The organism is Natrinema salaciae, assembly GCF_900110865.1.
Lineage (GTDB): Archaea > Halobacteriota > Halobacteria > Halobacteriales > Natrialbaceae > Natrinema > Natrinema salaciae.
The window spans coordinates 191,455-206,640 of sequence record NZ_FOFD01000001.1; the positions used below are offsets into that span (position 1 = coordinate 191,455).

Consider the following 15,186-nt stretch of genomic DNA (forward strand, 5'->3'; position numbering starts at 1 on the left):
TCGCATGAGCGAGCCGGGAGCGGGAACGACTGACGGGACGGGACCGACCGCGACGGCGGGTTCGACCGCCGCCGCGGGGGAGAGTACCGGCAGCGACCTCGCGGTCCACCTCGACGGCATCACCAAGCGGTTCCCCGGGGTCGTCGCGAACGACGGCGTCGACCTCCGCGTCGAACGGGGGACCGTCCACGCCCTGCTCGGGGAGAACGGAGCCGGCAAAACGACGCTGATGAACGTCCTCTACGGACTCTACGAGCCCGAGGAAGGACGGGTCGTCGTCGACGGCGAGGAACGCGCGTTCGACTCCCCACAGGACGCCATCGACGCCGGCATCGGCATGATCCACCAGCACTTCATGCTGGTCGATCCCATGACGGTCGCCGAAAACATCGCGCTGGGGAACGAGCCCACGAAGTGGTTCGGCATGGCGGTCGACCGCGAGCGGATCGACCGCGAGATCCGCGACCTCTGCGATCGGTACGGCTTCGAGGTCGACCCGGGGGCCACCGTCGAAGACGTCAGCGTCGGCGTCCAGCAGCGCGTCGAGATTCTCAAGGCGCTGTTCCGCGGCGCTGACGTCCTCATTCTCGACGAGCCCACCGCCGTCCTCACGCCCCAGGAGGTCGAGGGACTCTACGACGTCCTCGAGGAACTCACCGCACAGGGGAAGACGATCATCTTCATCACGCACAAACTCGAGGAGGCGACCCACGCCGCCGACGCGATCACCGTCCTCCGGGACGGGGAGTCCGTCGGGACGGTCGATCCGAACCGCACGACTCGGGAGGAACTGGCCGAGCGCATGGTCGGCCGGGAAGTGCTCCTTGAGGCCGACTCGGAGCCGGTCGAGACGGGCGAGGTCGTCCTCTCGGCGGACGGCGTCACCGTCGAGGACGCTCGCGGCGTCGAGGTGGTCTCGGGGATCGATCTCGACGTTCGCGCCGGCGAGATCCTCGGCATCGCGGGCGTCGACGGCAACGGACAGGCCGAACTGGTCGAGGCGATCACCGGCCTCGAGACGCCTGACGAGGGCACCATCGCCTACGAGGGAACGGACATCACGGAGTGGTCTCGCCGCCGCCGAATCGAGAACGGGATGGCCTACATCCCGGAGGACCGCCACGAACGCGGCCTCGTCATGCCCTTCGACCTCGTCGAGAACGGCGTCCTCGGCAGCCAGCGCTCGCCCCGGTTCGCCAACGGCGGGCGGATCGACTGGACCGGGGTCCGCTCCCACACCGAGGAGATAATCAATACCTACGACGTCCGGCCGCCGGACGCCGACGCCGACGCCAGCTCGTTCTCCGGGGGGAATCAACAGAAGTTCATCGTCGGCCGCGAGTTCGAGCGCGATCCGTCGCTCGTCGTCGCGACCCACCCGACCCGCGGCGTCGACATCGGCTCGACCGAGTTCATCCACGACCGCCTGCTCGAGCTTCGACGGGAGGGCGTCGCGATACTGCTCGTCTCATCGAACCTCGACGAAGTGCAGGCCCTCTCCGATCGACTGGCGGTCATCTACGAGGGCGAGTTTATCGACGTCACCGACCCCGCCGACGTCACCGAGGAGGAGATCGGCCTGCTCATGGCCGGGCAACGGCCGGGGCAGGAAGCCGCTGGGAGCCCGAACGCGGGTGATCGCCGGTGAAAACCCAGTTCGATCGGCTCCTCGACCGTCTCGTTCGGGCGTCAGTCTTCGAACGGATCGTTATCAGCGTCGCGGCGCTGTTCGCCGCCGTGCTGGTCGGCGGCGTGCTCGTGTTCGTCTCCGGCGGGTTCGCCTCCTGTCGGGCCGGCCTCGATCTGGCCGGGTGGACGTTCTGTTACAACCCGATGCAGGTCTACTACGAGCTGTTCCTTGGGGCGCTTGGCCACCCGCTCGAGGGCGGCTGGTCCCTCACCAACTACAGCCTCGCGACGACGCTCCAGCAGACGACGCTGCTGATCTTCGCGGGGCTGTCGGTCGCGGTGGCGTTCCGCGCCGGCCTGCTCAACATCGGGACGCAAGGCCAGCTGGTCGTCGGCGGGCTGGCGACGGCCGTCACCGTCGTCTACGCGGCGGCGGTCGTCCCCGGCGGGTTCGTCGGGACGGTCGTTCTGATCCCGCTTGGCGTCCTCGCGGGCGCGCTCGTCGGCGGGCTCTACGGCGCGATTCCGGGCGTGCTGAAGGCCTACGCCGACGCCAACGAGGTCATCACGACGATCATGCTCAACTTCGTCGCGGTTGGCGTGACGTCGACGATACTGTCCTGGCAGTTCCAGGATCCGAACAGCAACAACCCCCAGACCGAACCCATCCCCGAGTACGCGGAGATTCCGACCGTTCCCGTGATCGGGTTCGGCGGACGGATGGACTTCTCACTGCTCGCGCTCGCCTTCGCCGTCGCGCTCATGATCGGAATCGCCTGGCTGTTCGCCCGGACGTCGTTTGGCTACGAACTGCGGACGAGCGGCCTCCAGCCCGAGGCCGCCGCCTACGGCGGCGTCGACGACAAACGGATGACCGTCGCGAGTATGACCCTCTCGGGCGCGCTCGGCGGCATCGCCGGCGCGTTCTGGGTCCTCATGGTACACGGGCGCTGGCTCAAGAACGTGCCCTCGATCGGGTTCGACGGCATCGCCGTCTCGGTGCTCGCGGGGAACAACCCGCTGGGCGTCGGCGCGGCGGCGTTCCTGTTCGGCGTCTTCGACAGCGGCGCGCGCTCAATCGGGACGGGGACCAACGTGCCGCGGGAGCTGATCGGCATCCTGACGGGACTCATCATCCTCTTCGTCGCGATGCCGGAGTTCTTCCGGATGATCGGACGCCGGTTCCGCCCCGCGGAGACGCCGCGGCCGACTCGCGCCGACGGCGGTGACGGTGGTGAGACCGATGCGTAACCCGGTAGGCGGGACGCGCGATCGACTCGCCCGCCGGCCGATCGAATCGGCTGTCGGCGCGGCCATCGTCGGCCTGGCCTTCCTCTGGGTGACGCCGGTGAGCTGGCAGGCGGCGACGCTCCGGCTCGCCGTTCCGATTGCACTCGCGGCGATCGGCGGGATCTTCGCCGAGAAGAGCGGCGTCATCAACATCGGCATCGAGGGGCTGCTCATCGTCTCGGCCTTCAGCTCGATCGCCGCCGTCCACTGGCTCGGCGACGGCGGCGCGACGGTGGGTCTGCCGAACCTGTGGTGGGGGCTGCTGATCGGCGTGGTCGTCAGCGTCCTCTTCGCCCTTCTCTTCGCGATCGTCTGCATCGAGTTCGAGGCCGACCAGATCATCGCGGGACTCGCGGTCTGGCTCATCTCGCTCGGTCTGGCACCGTTTGCCTCCCAAATCGTCTTCGGCAGTACGAACACCACCAACGTCACGCGCTTCGGCAAGGTGACTGTCCCGGTGCTGTCGGAGGTCCCCCTCGTCGGCCCGCTGCTGTTCGATACCCCGCCGCAGGTGTACCTCATGCTCGTCGGCTCGGTCGCCGGCTGGTACCTGCTCTCCCGAACGAACTTCGGCCGGTGGGTCGTCGCCAGCGGCGAGAACCCGAAGGCGCTCGACACGGCCGGCGTCGACGTCCGGAAAGTCCGGTACGCCGCCGTGCTCCTCTCGGGCGTGTTCGCCGGCCTCGGAGGTGCCGGCTTCGCGCTGGGCCACCTCGGGACGTTCGCCGGTGGCGGCGACACGGCGATCGGCGGCCGCGGGTTCATCGCGATCGCGACCTACCTGCTCGCGAACTACCACCCGATCGGGGCGCTGCTCGGCTCGTTCCTCTTTGCCGGGCTCAACTCGGCCCAGACGATGCTCCAGTCGGCCGGCTACGCGATCCCGACGGAGCTCATCCGCACCATCCCGCACATGACGGTCATCGTCGTCCTCGTGTTCGTCGGCCGCACCCGCCTGCCCGATGCCGCCGGCGATCACTACGAGTCCGGCGAGGACTGAACTCGAGCCGCCTCGCTTCGTTCGCCCCTCACCGTTCCAAGTCGAACGTCGACGGGCGGAGACGCCCGCGAGAGCGGTCGATGCCTTCTTGCACCCGCTTGCGGTACGTGACGGCGTGACCGAACGCGAATCCGATTCAGCATCCGAACGCGATCTCATCGCCGCCGCTCGTGACGTTCAAGATCGGGCCCACGTCCCCTACTCCGACTATCCGGTCGGTGCCGCCCTCGAGACCGCCGACGGCGAGGTCTTCGTCGGCTGCAACCTCGAGAACGCGAACTTCAGCAACAGCCTCCACGCCGAGGAGGTCGCGGTCGCCGAAGCGGTCAAGAACGGCCACCGCGAGTTCTCGCGTCTCGCCGTGAGCTCCGGGCGACGCGACGGCGTTACCCCCTGCGGGATGTGCCGGCAGACCCTCACGGAGTTCTGCGACGCGGACCTCGTCGTCCACTGTGACGAGGGTGACGGCGACGTATCCGAGTACACGCTCGGCGAACTGCTGCCGAATACGATCACGCAAGAGACCCTCGAGTGACGGCCGGGCCGCGACGCCCGAAGCCCGACGGTCGACGGTCGACAGTCGATTCGCGCCGGGGCCGCCGCTCGATACTGCACCCCTCGAGCGCGGCGACGTCTATCGGTCCGATTCCGCGAGAACCGCTTTGAGAATCGTTCGGTGACACCGCTTCGTGGCGGTGTTCTCGAAGCAGACCAGCGCCAGCGTCTCGCCGGCGGCCAGCCGGTCGGCAAGCGCCGCGAGCGCGGCCCGTGCGTCGTCGTCGGTCTCGAGGTACTCCCGATACGCGTCGCCGAACCCGACCTGGTCCCACGCGGCGTTGTGGGCCCCCTCCTCGCAGAGCCCCTGCATCTTCATGGCTTCCGCGGCGTCGCGCATCGACTCGAGCAGGTCGACGGGCGGGCCGAGTTCGGGCTGATTCTCGTCGACGGCCGCGTGGAACCACGGCGTCGGCCGTCGGACGACGCCGACGCGCGTCGCGTCCGCCGGCAGATCGGCGAGGTCGTGCTGGATCGCGGCGACGTAGGTGTCCGCGATCGTCCCCCGTGCCATGGGCTCGCTACACGCGCCCCGCATTTATAAACACCGTCGACTCGAACTCCCGCTGTTCAATGGCTCGCGACAGCGAAGATCCGAACGCGGACGTCCAGTACCACCTCGAAGTCGGCCCCGACGACGTGGCCGACACGGTTCTCCTCCCCGGCAATCCCGAGCGCCTCGAGAAGATCGTCGCCTTCTGGGACGATCACGAGATCCGCGCACACCACCGGGAGTACCGCACGGCAACGGGGAGCTACGAGGGATCACCGATCTCCGTCACGTCGACCGGGATCGGCAGTCCGTCCGCCGCGATCGCCGTCGAGGAGCTGGCTCGCGTCGGCGTGGAGACGTTCATCCGGGTCGGTTCCTGCGGTGCGATCCAGCCCGAGATGGACGTGGGAGACCTGGTGATCACGACCGGCGGGGTCCGCCAGGAGGGCACCAGCGACGCGTACGTCCGGGAGGACTACCCGGCCGCCGCGGACTACGAGGTCGTGTCGGCGCTGGTCGCCGCCGCCGAGCGACTCGACTACGACTATCACACCGGCGTCACGATGAGTGCAGACTCGTTCTACGCCGGGCAGGGACGGCCCGGGTTCGAGGGGTTCGAGGCCGCCGGCGCGGACGAGCTGGTCGACGAGCTCAAAGCGGCGAACGTGAAGAACATCGAGATGGAGGCCAGCGCCATCCTGACGCTCGCGAACCTGTACGGCCTCCGCGCCGGCGCGGTCTGTACCGTCTACGCCAACCGCGAAACCGGCGAGTTCAGGACCGAAGGGGAGTCACGCGCCGCCGAGACCGCCACCCTCGCGACCCACCTCCTGGCGCAGATGGACGCCGTCAAACGCGAGGCCGGCGTCGACCGCTGGCACGCCGGACTGTCGCTCGAGTAGCTCGGCGGAGAGTGGACGGGAGCCCTCGTTTTCGTCGGGGCCGAAATGCGGAACTGTCGAGGCAGAGCCTCCGGCCTCGCAAGCAACGGTAGCGAGCGCCGTGAGTGACTCGAGAGCGGATTACACCACGAGGTGTGCCGTTAACTGCTCGCGATCGTCGAGGTCCGTCTCGTCGAGTTCGTTGACGATGCGTCCCTTGTCCATCGCGTAGCAGCGGTCCGCGAGCGTCTGAATGACCGAGAGGTTCTGCTCGACGAACAGGATCGTCGTCCCGAGGTCCTCGTTGATCCGTGCGAGGTCGGCAGTGATGGACTGGACGATAGAGGGCTGGACGCCCTCCGAGGGCTCGTCGACCAGCAGCAGATCGGGGTCGCCGACGAGCGCACGACCGATCGCGAGCATCTGCTGTTGGCCGCCACTCATCGTGTCGGCGTCTTGGGTCGCCCGATCCTCCAGGATCGGGAAGTACTCGTAGACGCGATCGTACAGCGTCGCGTCACCGCTTCCGACGTTCTCCCCGATCAGAAGGTTCTCCTCGACGGTCAGTCCGGGGAAGACGTCCCGTCCCTGCGGGACGTAGCCGACGCCCAGACTCGCGCGCTCGTCGGCGGATCGGCCGGTGATGTCCTCGCCGCGGTACCGAACCGAGCCGGTATCGGGCTCGAGCAGGCCCATCACCGTCTTCAACAGCGTCGTCTTGCCGACACCGTTCTTGCCCATGATCCCGACAATCTCGCTCTCGTCGATGCGGCAGTCGACGTCCCGAAGGATCGGCGTCCCATCGTAGCCGGCGGAGAGATCCGTGATCTCGAGGCTCATGCGTCTTCACCCAAGTAGATGCGCTGGACGGCCTCGTCCGCCTCGATCTCCTCGATAGCACCTTGCCGGAAGATCGACCCCTGATTCAACACCGTCACTTGATCGGAGATCTTGCGGACGAAATCCATGTCGTGTTCGATAACCACGAACGTCATCCCGTCGTCGTTGAGCGACCGTATGAGGTCGGCGACGCTCGCGGTCTCCTCGACCGACATGCCAGCGACCGGTTCGTCGAGCAACATCAGCGTCGGCTCGAGGGTCGTCGCCATCCCGATCTCGAGGCGCTGTTGTTGCCCGTGCGAGAGGTCGCCGGCCGGGGCGTCGGCACGGCCGGCGAGGCCGACCTCCTCGAGGGTCTCGTGGGCCGCCGAGCGGATGTCGTCCCGGTCGGTCCGTTGGAGCGGGATCTGCAGGTTCTGTGCGACGGTGAGGGCTTCGTAGATGTGTGGCGACTGGAACTTCACGCTGAGACCTGCGTCGATCCGTTCGTGTGACGGCACGTCCGTGAGGTCGATGCCGTCGAAGTAGACCCGCCCCGCAGTCGGCGAGAGCTGGCCGGTGATCAACTCGAGCAGCGTGGACTTGCCGGCCCCGTTCGGGCCGATGAGACAGCGCAGTTCCCCCTCGTCGACCGTGAAGTCGACGCTATCGACTGCGGTCAGGCCGCCGAAGCGTTTGGTGAGGTTCTCCGTCACCAGCACGGCATCGCGGTCGGTGTCGGTCGATGCCACGGCGGGCTCGATCCGGACGGTCGGATCGCTCGGGGTGCTCACGGCACGTCACCTCCGACGGTTGGTGGTCGGTGACAACTGACGACGGTTCGCGACTGGTCGATGTGATGGTCGGTCATTCGACTGCGTCCTCCGTTGAACGGCTGGACGAGCGGTCCCCGACTCGGTCGAGTAACCGCGTTCCGATTCGGTCGAGAAACGGTGCGACACCTGCCGGCATGAGCAGGATAACGGTGATCAGCAGGCCGCCGACGATGACGAACGCCCACTCGGGGCCGAGCGGGCCGATCCCTTCCGTCAGCCCGGTTCGCATCCGCTCGATACTCAGCGTCGCGCCGATGGTTCCGAGCAGCGACTCGCGGCCGCCGATGCTGGCCCACACGACGGGCAGCGCAGCGAACTGGACGCCGAAGACGGTCGGGTCGACGTAGTTCCCCCAAGCGGCGTAGAAGACGCCGCCGACGGCCGCGATCGCGCCGCCGATCGTGAACGCGATGAGTTTCACGAACGCGATGTTGTAGCCGAAGGTGGCGGTTCGCTGTTCGTCCTCGCGGACGGCGACGAGCGTCATCCCGAACTGGCTGTTGACGAAGACGCGCAACGCGAGATACGTAACGACCAGTGCCGCCAGCAGTGCGTAGTACAGCGGGACGATATCGCCGAGTTCGATGCTCGTCTCGCCGACCCCGATAACGAGGTCCGGGATGCCGGGCATCCCATTGAACCCGCCGAGTTGAGCCTCGCCGATCGCCCACTCGCTGCCGGCGGTCTGGGCCATGAACGTGTTCAACACCAGCGCCACGACGAGCGTGATGATGGTGACGTAGACGTCGCTGACGCCGCCGTAGAACATGAAGTAGCCGAGAACCAGCGCGAACAGCGTTCCGGCGGCGACCGCACCGACGACTGCGGCCGTGATCCCAGCGGCCGTCGAGACGTTCACGCCGATGATACCGAACGTGTAGGCGGCGATGCCGAAGAAGGCGACCTGGCCGAAGCTAAGGACACCGCAGTAGCCCCAGACCACCGTCAGGCTCACCGCCAGAAACGCCAGCGCGAAGTACTTCGTGGAGGTCAGGATCGCGTACAGCCCCACGACCTGTGGATAGGCCGCGAGGGCGACGACGGCTCCCGCGAAGGCAACCCAGAACGGCGTGGAGTTACCGAGCGTGTTCGGCCCCTCGAGTCGGTCGCGAATCCGGTCGAGAATGCCCGCACTCGAGCCGCGCGAGCCGACGACGGGACTCATCGGTCGACCCTCCGACGTTCACGCCAGTCCTCGACGTAGCCGGTGATGCCGTCGGGGAGCAGTCGGAGCAGGACGATCGCGACCAGCAACATCGCCATCAGCCCGATGAAGGTCCCGAGTTGCCAGCTGAACACCGCGTTGACGAGGCCCAGCAGCGTCGATGCGGACAGCGTGCCGACGACGACGGACGAGCCGCCGACCACGACGGCGACGAACGACTCGACGAGGAAGGTGCTTCCTCGATCGGGCGTGATCGCGCCGATGGCCGGAGCGTACAGCGCGCCGGTCAACCCCGCCAGCGCCGATCCGATGGCAAACGTCGCGATATACATCCGGTCGGTGTCGACGCCCATCGCGCGCGCCGTCTGGGGGTCCTCGATGGTCGCCCTCGCTTTCACGCCGAACTCCGTCCGGGTGAACAGGAGGTACAGGCCGCCGAGGACGGCCAGTGCGGCCGCCGGCAGGAACACGCTCTGATAGATCGGGGAGGTGTACGGCCCGTAGGCCACGTTACCCATCGGCGTCGAGATGCTGTCGAGGCTGGACCCGAAGGTGATGAGCAGCAGTTGCGCGACCACGAGGGCGAGCCCCCACGTCGCGACCATCGAGTCCAGCAGTCTGTCGTAGAGATGCCGGACGATAACCCGCTCGACCACGACGCCGAAGACCGTCGTGACGGCGACGCCCGCGACCATCGCAAGGGGGAGCGGCGCGCCGGCGTGGTAGGCGAGCGCCGTCCCGTAGATACCGATGAGGATGAATTCGCCGTGGGCGAGGTTGATGATGCCCATCATTCCAAAGATGACCGCCAGTCCGACCGTCACCAAGACGAGAAACCCGAAGGTGTTCAGGAACTGAAACAGCAGGGACAGCCCGTCGTAGACCGGCGACACCGCCATCGGTCCTGCCGCGCCGCTTGCCGTCACGGACGACCACCGCCACGGCCGATCGCGTTGTGTTCGGTCATCGTCATACGTCGTAGACGTCGCCGGGCTTGTACTGGGTCTGTTTGGACTCCTCGCGGAGGTCACACCCTGCGCCGCCCTCGACTTCCTCGCGGAGGAAGGTCGGTTCGATGAACTGTTCGGCGTCGAAGCTGATATCGTGATTCTCGTCGGCGTGTGCGACGCGCATCTTGTGTGTCATATGGTGGGTCGCACCGTCGAGTTCGATCGAGCCCGAGGGCGCGTCGATCTCCATGCCCTCCTCGAGCACCGAGATGACTTCGTCCTGATCGAAGGTCCCGGCTTCCTCGACGGCGTCGCGCCACATGTACACCGAGAAGTAGTTGTTCTGGGCCTCCTGATTGAGGTAGTTCGCGTCGGGCCATCGATCGTAGAACGCATCGACGAACCCCTCGTCGCGCTCGTCGCCGAGTTCCTCCATGTAGCTGACACCGGCGTAGACGTCGGTCAAGGCGTTCGGGTCGTAGCGAATGTGTTCGTGGCCCTGCGCCATCGTCGTGGAGGTGCCGATGGGGATCAGCATGTCGTTGGCGTCTCGCTGGTCGTAGAAGTTCTCGTGGTTGGACCCGACCAGCATCGACATGATGAAGTCGGGGTCTTCGGCCTGAATCCGATTGATGACCGACGAGAAGTCGGTTTCGTCCAGCGGGATGTACTCCTCGCCGACGATGTTGTAGCCGTTCTCCTGGGCGATGACGTCGACCCAGTCGCCGGACAACTGGCCGAAGTTGTAGTCGGCCGCGATGATGTAGATGTCCTCGCCGTACTCCTCGGCCAGATACGGCGTCACCGCGCCGAGCTGCTGGCGCGCAGTCGCACCCACGGGAAAGATCGTGTTATCGCACACCCCACCCTCGTACTGGGTCGTGTAGAAGTACAGCTGGTCGTACTCGTTGATCGTCGGCCGGATCGCCTCCCGGGTCGCACTCGAGTACCCGGCCCACAAGGCGTCGACCTCGTGCTCGAGGATCATCTGCTCGGTCAGTTCCTTGTAGCGTTCGTTGTCCGATTGGGGATCGGGATCCTCGATCTGTATCTCCTCGTCGAGGATGCCGCCGTCGTCGTTAATCTCCTCGATGGCGAGCCGCGTCGCCTGCCACTTCGATGTCCCGTTGAGCTGAAAGTTCCCGGAGCGATCCTCGAGAATGCCGACGGTCGGCCCGCCCGAGCCGCCTGATCCCAGACAGCCGGCCAGCGCGGCGCCGAGGCCCGAGGCGCCGGCCGTCAACATCGAGCGTCGAGAGACGCTACGCATGACGACGATCACCACCGTTACAGAGACGATTGGATAATTCGGTTAATGTGCTGTATTTGGCTCGAAATTGTTCTGAATGTTCAACCATTCCCCTACGACTTCGGCAATTGGAGGTGATATATAAGGTTTCCCACCATATCATCCGAGGACGGCCAAGGATGGTGACACAGTATGAAGGGCATCCGTTACCTTATACTCCTGCTGAACGAACAGACGGCTGATCGAAACGAATCTCCGCTCTTCGTGCTGCTGCCGCCGTGACAGCGCCGCTCCCGAACGCGCCGTTGGCCGTTGCACAAACAGGGCACCCCCGGCGTAATATCTCATTTAACTCGAGGCGACTGTCCACTTTTCGAGAAATACACTACCGAATGGTCGTTTCGGAGCGGGAGTGCGGAAGTATTGCGAACGCGATCGTGCTACGGCCTCGAGATGTCGGTCCGTTCGGACGCAACCGACCGTTTGGCGGACGGCTGCATCGGAACCAACAGCTGCCCGTGAACTGCCGACCGAGCCAGCCTTCAGTCCCGCATCCGAACGATCCCGTTCTCGAAGACCTTCCGGTTCGGAACGATGTACTCCTCCGAGTCGTCCTCGATCTTGGTGACGAACAGGTCGACCTCCTGGACGATGCCCGTCTGGTCGCCGATCCGGACCTCGTCGCCGATCCCGTAGGGCTGGTTGAGCAGCAGGTAGATCCCCGCCGCGCTCGAGACGAGGAAGTCCTTGAAGGCGACGGTGCCGACGATGACGATGCCGACGGCGTACACCGTCAGCAGGATCAACAGCGCCAGAACGTGTACGCCGACCTGTCCCAGCGCGATGATGAAGGTCACGTACAGCACGGAGTACTTGACCAGCTTCGGGATGACCGACACCTCGGGGAGCTTGACGCCCCGCAGGTACTCGCTGACGATCAGTTCCGACTTGTCCGCGACGATGAAGCCGAGGATGAGCACGAGGACGGCGATAAACAACTGCGGGATGAACTCCGTGACGCGGAGCCAGAACGCGTCCGTGTCCAGCAGCTGCGCGATGTGGATCGCGGTCAACACCGCGATGCCGTAGATGAACCACGAACTCAGCCGCGCGACGATCTCGACCGTCGAGGTGCCGATCGACTGTGCGGTCCGCTCGAACGGCGTCCCCTCGACGGCCTCCGGGACGCCCGAGGCCGACAGTAACTCCTCGTTGAGGCGGCCGACGAGGTAGCCGACGACGAGCCCGAGCGCCAGTACCGCCGCCGCTATGACGGCCGGTTCGTTCAGGAGCGGCTGCCACTCGACCATATCAGTACGCCTCCGGATCGACCTCGAGGATGAGTTCACCGGCCTTGAACGCCCGAACGAGCCCGTCGCTTTCCGAGAGCACGATCGAGATCGCGTTGGTGTCCCGCGTGATCGCGCCGCCGGCCATGTGCCGCGCACCGAGCCCCTTCGGGATGTCGATGCCCTCCGCGGACGGCTCGAGGTAGCGATACGCCGAGACGATCTTGCCCGCGTCCGAGATGATGAACGCCCCGTCGAGCCGCGAGAACTCCTTGAGCATGACGTTCACGATCGGGTCGCCGACGTGGACGTGGGATTTCTCGAAGGGGTTGTACGAGAGCGGCCGGGACTTGTTCATCACCTTCCCCGCGTCGCCGACGACGAACAGCGCGCCGACGGGCTTGCCCTTCTGCCCTTTCTTGCCCAGTTCGATCGCCACCTCGAGGACCGACTTGACCACCTCCGGGTCCGCGCGGGATTTGGCGAATAGATCGTAGATGCCGGTGTGGGCCTCCGCGTCCGCCCGAACGCGGGAGACCGTGTCGATCCCGTCGCTGAAGACGCTCGTCGCACAGGCGAGTTCGTCGCCGTCCTCGACCACGCCCTGCTCCAGGGCACCCTCGAGGCCGAAGCGGACCCGATCGGAGACGTCGTCGAACTCGAGGGGCAACTCGACGAACGTCTCCGCGCCGACGGCGTTTTCCGTGCCGACGACCACGATGTCGAAGTCGTCGACGTCCGTGAACCGCTCGTAGTACGATCCGCTGGGCGAAAAGAGCACGACTGCATCGACACTCGCGAAGAGATCCCCGAAGACGTCGTCTAACCCGGCCATTGATCATACAACCCGTTCCTGCCCGAATAAGCGTTGTGGAGCGTCTGACGCACGTCTGCCGAGTTGCTCCGGTCGTCCGAGCGGACGCCTCGACCCGTCGCCGTCGGTCGATTCCACGCCGTCGGTCGACCCGATGCCGGGACGGCCGGCCCGAGCGAGCCGCCGATTACCCCCCGCGAACCTGCTCGAGCAGGTCGGGCGGCATGCCACAGCCGCAGGGTTCGACCGTCCCGCTCTCCGGAGCGGTGACGACGACGAAGGCGACCGGCTCGCCGCAGCGCGGGCAGGCGGGGACCGGTGCCGGCTCGACGGTGACGCTCGTCACGCCGCCGTCACGATCCGACCCGTCGCCGTCACGACCCCCCTCGTTGCCGCCGCTCATTCGACTCCCCCCGCGATCCCTCGCAATCCGAAAATCGGACTCGAGACTACTCGTATCGGGCGATTCCGCGGTCGTGCGGGATGTTTATATCCCGGTAGTTTGAACGTATGCATGGCTCCTGAACCCTCTCGGGTTAGGAAGCCAGTCTCGGGTGCTTGGGGCACCCGGGACGTTTTGCGGACCGTCCCCGACGGAGACCGGCTTCCGTTCTACTCGTTGACCTGTTGTGACTTATAGCTACTGCTAATTGGTCGAAACTAACGCGGGCCCGGTGATCACCGGCTCCTCGCGTCGCCGGGTACCAGTGGCTCGAGTCGTCGATTTACCGGCTCGTGGCGAACACCGAACGGGACCGGATTCGAACGACGTGAAGACGTGCTCGCGACAGTAGCACAGATGGCTCCGTTGAAATCCACAGCCGCTGATAGTTTGGTAAAGGCGTGCTGAATACAGAGCGCACATATTCAGCAGTGACTCACTGCAATCGTTCGGCAGCCGAATCGGTCAGTATCGAGGATGAGTTCAGCAGAGAGACTTCGTTTCTTTCGGACACTTCCTGCTGAATCACCTGCTCAGTGTAGGTGCGAACCTCATATAGTGTACAGTCGGTGGGGGTCCCGAAAGAGGAATGTCCGCTCGAGAAATCAGCGGCCGTCTTCGTTCACGTTTATGCCGCCACCACTGTCTACAGCGACGGTGTATCCTTCATACTGGAACTGAATACGGAACGCTCCCACTTCTCGGCCCGTGACTGACTGTAACAATGTGTCAAGGGCCTCTGCATCGATCGTTTCATAAAGCGGTGATAACTCAGTAGTGGCGACCTCTTTCATGCCTGCCACTTCTTCGACGATTTGTGTACTTGGAAGGGGCTGGTTCTTTTGGTCGGTGCTCGTCATCTTCCTGAGGGGAAATTAGCCAGCGATAGTTATTAGATGGGCACCGGACATGGTCAGGTGAAATATCGGAACAAACCGTGTACCACCGGATATATCAAAAACATAGATCTCTGGTGGCCCCGGAAACTGCTTCTGTTCCGTTTGTCCTCTGTACTCAGCACGCGAGTGCTGTCAAACGCTACGGATTCCAACAGAGCCGCGCAGATCAAAGATCTGCTGACCTACGAATCGTAGATTCGCAGACAGTGCGCGGGACCGGATTCGAACAACGTGAAGACGTGCTCGCTTCGCTGCGTGCGTCTTCCCTCGTTCGAATCCTCGTCGCGATGCTTCTCCTCGCGGTATCGCTCGGAGAAGCATGCGCGGGACCGGATTCGAACCGGCGGACCCCTACGGGACAGCGTCCTAAGCGCTGCGCCGTTGGCCTGGCTTGGCTACCCGCGCTCACCACCGAGTTTTCACGAATCGAGTAAGTACCTGTCGGTCCGCGCGAGCGCCGTCCCGCGCCCGAACCGTCGGATCGACCCCCCGGTGGTCGGTCCGACCGGTCGTCGACGCTCGAGTGACGCTAGCAGTGCTTCACCGGTTCCTCCGGCGACCAGTCCGGCGGGACGATAAACGTCACGTGCTCCGGATCGCGGAGCTGGTGGAGTTCCGCGGCCTGTTCGGCCAGCGACCGCTCCCGGTACGGCATCTCGAGCCCGCAGCCGGTACAGACGAGTTTGCAGGTTGGCTCTTTCATAGCGAGTGTGCGGACCGCCCCCGATGACGGGTGTGCCACCCTTGGAGCGACACGCGGTTTAGTAGTCGTCTCCTAGTGAAATCGGCGGAGAACGGCCGAATAGCCGAACAATTCGTATCTGAACGTTGCGATCCGTAGTGCACCATTGGCGGGCCCGTCGACGGTGCACCGG

General features: G+C 65.3%; 16 protein-coding genes and 1 tRNA gene. 5 read left to right on the top strand and 12 right to left on the bottom strand.

The genetic code is table 11. The annotated features are described in order from the left end of the window. Window positions 1-4: 4 nt before the first annotated feature. The 4 genes from BMX07_RS01000 (at window position 5) to cdd (ending at window position 4,454) form a co-directional block, all read left to right on the top strand. Window positions 5-1,648: an ABC transporter ATP-binding protein gene (locus tag BMX07_RS01000; RefSeq protein ID WP_090612145.1), complete on the top strand. Its 1,644-nt coding sequence runs from the start codon at window positions 5-7 to the stop codon at window positions 1,646-1,648. After that, window positions 1,645-2,880: an ABC transporter permease gene (locus tag BMX07_RS01005; RefSeq protein WP_090612151.1), complete on the top strand. Its 1,236-nt coding sequence runs from the start codon at window positions 1,645-1,647 to the stop codon at window positions 2,878-2,880. Before BMX07_RS01000 ends, BMX07_RS01005 begins: the two co-directional genes overlap by 4 nt. Then, window positions 2,873-3,919, top strand: coding sequence for an ABC transporter permease (locus BMX07_RS01010; RefSeq protein WP_090612154.1), 1,047 nt, complete (start codon window positions 2,873-2,875; stop codon window positions 3,917-3,919). Before BMX07_RS01005 ends, BMX07_RS01010 begins: the two co-directional genes overlap by 8 nt. A 115-nt stretch (window positions 3,920-4,034) precedes the next feature. Further along, window positions 4,035-4,454, top strand: coding sequence for a cytidine deaminase (cdd, locus tag BMX07_RS01015; RefSeq protein ID WP_245742017.1), 420 nt, complete (start codon window positions 4,035-4,037; stop codon window positions 4,452-4,454). A gap of 99 nt (window positions 4,455-4,553) precedes the next feature. Here cdd and BMX07_RS01020 read toward each other — a convergent pair whose 3' ends face one another. Further along, window positions 4,554-4,988 carry a DUF488 family protein, N3 subclade gene (locus BMX07_RS01020; protein WP_090612160.1) on the bottom strand — a complete coding sequence of 145 codons (435 nt, stop codon included), beginning with the start codon at window positions 4,986-4,988 and terminating at the stop codon, window positions 4,554-4,556. Between the two features lie 59 nt (window positions 4,989-5,047). On the opposite strand from BMX07_RS01020, the gene BMX07_RS01025 reads away from it, so the two are divergent. Continuing rightward, the gene (locus tag BMX07_RS01025) at window positions 5,048-5,869 is read left to right on the top strand and encodes a nucleoside phosphorylase (RefSeq protein WP_090612163.1); all 822 of its coding nucleotides are present in this window, start codon (window positions 5,048-5,050) and stop codon (window positions 5,867-5,869) included. Between the two features lie 120 nt (window positions 5,870-5,989). Here BMX07_RS01025 and BMX07_RS01030 read toward each other — a convergent pair whose 3' ends face one another. From BMX07_RS01030 to BMX07_RS24100, 11 genes are all read right to left on the bottom strand, one after another. Continuing rightward, the gene (locus BMX07_RS01030; protein ID WP_090612166.1) at window positions 5,990-6,688 is read right to left on the bottom strand and encodes an ABC transporter ATP-binding protein; all 699 of its coding nucleotides are present in this window, start codon (window positions 6,686-6,688) and stop codon (window positions 5,990-5,992) included. After that, a complete protein-coding gene (locus BMX07_RS01035) occupies window positions 6,685-7,461 on the bottom strand; it encodes an ABC transporter ATP-binding protein (RefSeq protein WP_090612169.1) in 777 nt (258 codons plus the stop codon). Before BMX07_RS01035 ends, BMX07_RS01030 begins: the two co-directional genes overlap by 4 nt. Before the next feature lie 73 nt (window positions 7,462-7,534). Beyond that, complete coding sequence (locus tag BMX07_RS01040) at window positions 7,535-8,668, bottom strand: ABC transporter permease subunit (protein WP_090612173.1); 1,134 nt, start codon at window positions 8,666-8,668, stop codon at window positions 7,535-7,537. Then, window positions 8,665-9,567: an urea ABC transporter, permease protein UrtB gene (gene urtB / locus BMX07_RS01045; protein ID WP_090612177.1), complete on the bottom strand. Its 903-nt coding sequence runs from the start codon at window positions 9,565-9,567 to the stop codon at window positions 8,665-8,667. Before urtB ends, BMX07_RS01040 begins: the two co-directional genes overlap by 4 nt. Window positions 9,568-9,637: 70 nt before the next feature. Continuing rightward, window positions 9,638-10,864: an urea ABC transporter substrate-binding protein gene (locus BMX07_RS01050; RefSeq protein ID WP_245742018.1), complete on the bottom strand. Its 1,227-nt coding sequence runs from the start codon at window positions 10,862-10,864 to the stop codon at window positions 9,638-9,640. Window positions 10,865-11,409: 545 nt separating this feature from the next. Beyond that, the gene (locus BMX07_RS01055) at window positions 11,410-12,177 is read right to left on the bottom strand and encodes a mechanosensitive ion channel family protein (protein WP_090612181.1); all 768 of its coding nucleotides are present in this window, start codon (window positions 12,175-12,177) and stop codon (window positions 11,410-11,412) included. Between the two features lies 1 nt (window position 12,178). Further along, complete coding sequence (gene dacZ / locus BMX07_RS01060) at window positions 12,179-12,991, bottom strand: diadenylate cyclase DacZ (RefSeq protein WP_090612186.1); 813 nt, start codon at window positions 12,989-12,991, stop codon at window positions 12,179-12,181. Window positions 12,992-13,157: 166 nt separating this feature from the next. Continuing rightward, window positions 13,158-13,373, bottom strand: coding sequence for a hypothetical protein (locus BMX07_RS01065; protein WP_090612193.1), 216 nt, complete (start codon window positions 13,371-13,373; stop codon window positions 13,158-13,160). A gap of 644 nt (window positions 13,374-14,017) precedes the next feature. Further along, window positions 14,018-14,272 (bottom strand): HalOD1 output domain-containing protein, encoded by a 255-nt coding sequence (locus BMX07_RS01070; RefSeq protein WP_139210779.1) that lies wholly within the window; start codon window positions 14,270-14,272, stop codon window positions 14,018-14,020. Between the two features lie 359 nt (window positions 14,273-14,631). Continuing rightward, window positions 14,632-14,716: transfer RNA gene (locus tag BMX07_RS01075), tRNA-Leu, on the bottom strand. Between the two features lie 124 nt (window positions 14,717-14,840). Then, window positions 14,841-15,014 carry a hypothetical protein gene (locus tag BMX07_RS24100; protein WP_175480011.1) on the bottom strand — a complete coding sequence of 58 codons (174 nt, stop codon included), beginning with the start codon at window positions 15,012-15,014 and terminating at the stop codon, window positions 14,841-14,843. Window positions 15,015-15,186: the final 172 nt, after the last annotated feature.

Bases quoted from the DNA above. Each gene is read 5' to 3' on its own strand.
- BMX07_RS01000 (WP_090612145.1), top strand. From the start codon at position 5: ATGAGCGAGCCGGGAGCGGGAACGACTGACGGGACGGGACCGACCGCG.
- BMX07_RS01010 (WP_090612154.1), top strand. From the start codon at position 2,873: ATGCGTAACCCGGTAGGCGGGACGCGCGATCGACTCGCCCGCCGGCCG.
- BMX07_RS01020 (WP_090612160.1), bottom strand. From the start codon at position 4,988: ATGGCACGGGGGACGATCGCGGACACCTACGTCGCCGCGATCCAGCAC.
- BMX07_RS01025 (WP_090612163.1), top strand. From the start codon at position 5,048: ATGGCTCGCGACAGCGAAGATCCGAACGCGGACGTCCAGTACCACCTC.
- BMX07_RS01030 (WP_090612166.1), bottom strand. From the start codon at position 6,688: ATGAGCCTCGAGATCACGGATCTCTCCGCCGGCTACGATGGGACGCCG.
- BMX07_RS01040 (WP_090612173.1), bottom strand. From the start codon at position 8,668: ATGAGTCCCGTCGTCGGCTCGCGCGGCTCGAGTGCGGGCATTCTCGAC.
- urtB (WP_090612177.1), bottom strand. From the start codon at position 9,567: ATGGCGGTGTCGCCGGTCTACGACGGGCTGTCCCTGCTGTTTCAGTTC.
- BMX07_RS01050 (WP_245742018.1), bottom strand. From the start codon at position 10,864: ATGTTGACGGCCGGCGCCTCGGGCCTCGGCGCCGCGCTGGCCGGCTGT.
- BMX07_RS01055 (WP_090612181.1), bottom strand. From the start codon at position 12,177: ATGGTCGAGTGGCAGCCGCTCCTGAACGAACCGGCCGTCATAGCGGCG.
- dacZ (WP_090612186.1), bottom strand. From the start codon at position 12,991: ATGGCCGGGTTAGACGACGTCTTCGGGGATCTCTTCGCGAGTGTCGAT.
- BMX07_RS01065 (WP_090612193.1), bottom strand. From the start codon at position 13,373: ATGAGCGGCGGCAACGAGGGGGGTCGTGACGGCGACGGGTCGGATCGT.
- BMX07_RS01070 (WP_139210779.1), bottom strand. From the start codon at position 14,272: ATGACGAGCACCGACCAAAAGAACCAGCCCCTTCCAAGTACACAAATC.
- BMX07_RS24100 (WP_175480011.1), bottom strand. From the start codon at position 15,014: ATGAAAGAGCCAACCTGCAAACTCGTCTGTACCGGCTGCGGGCTCGAG.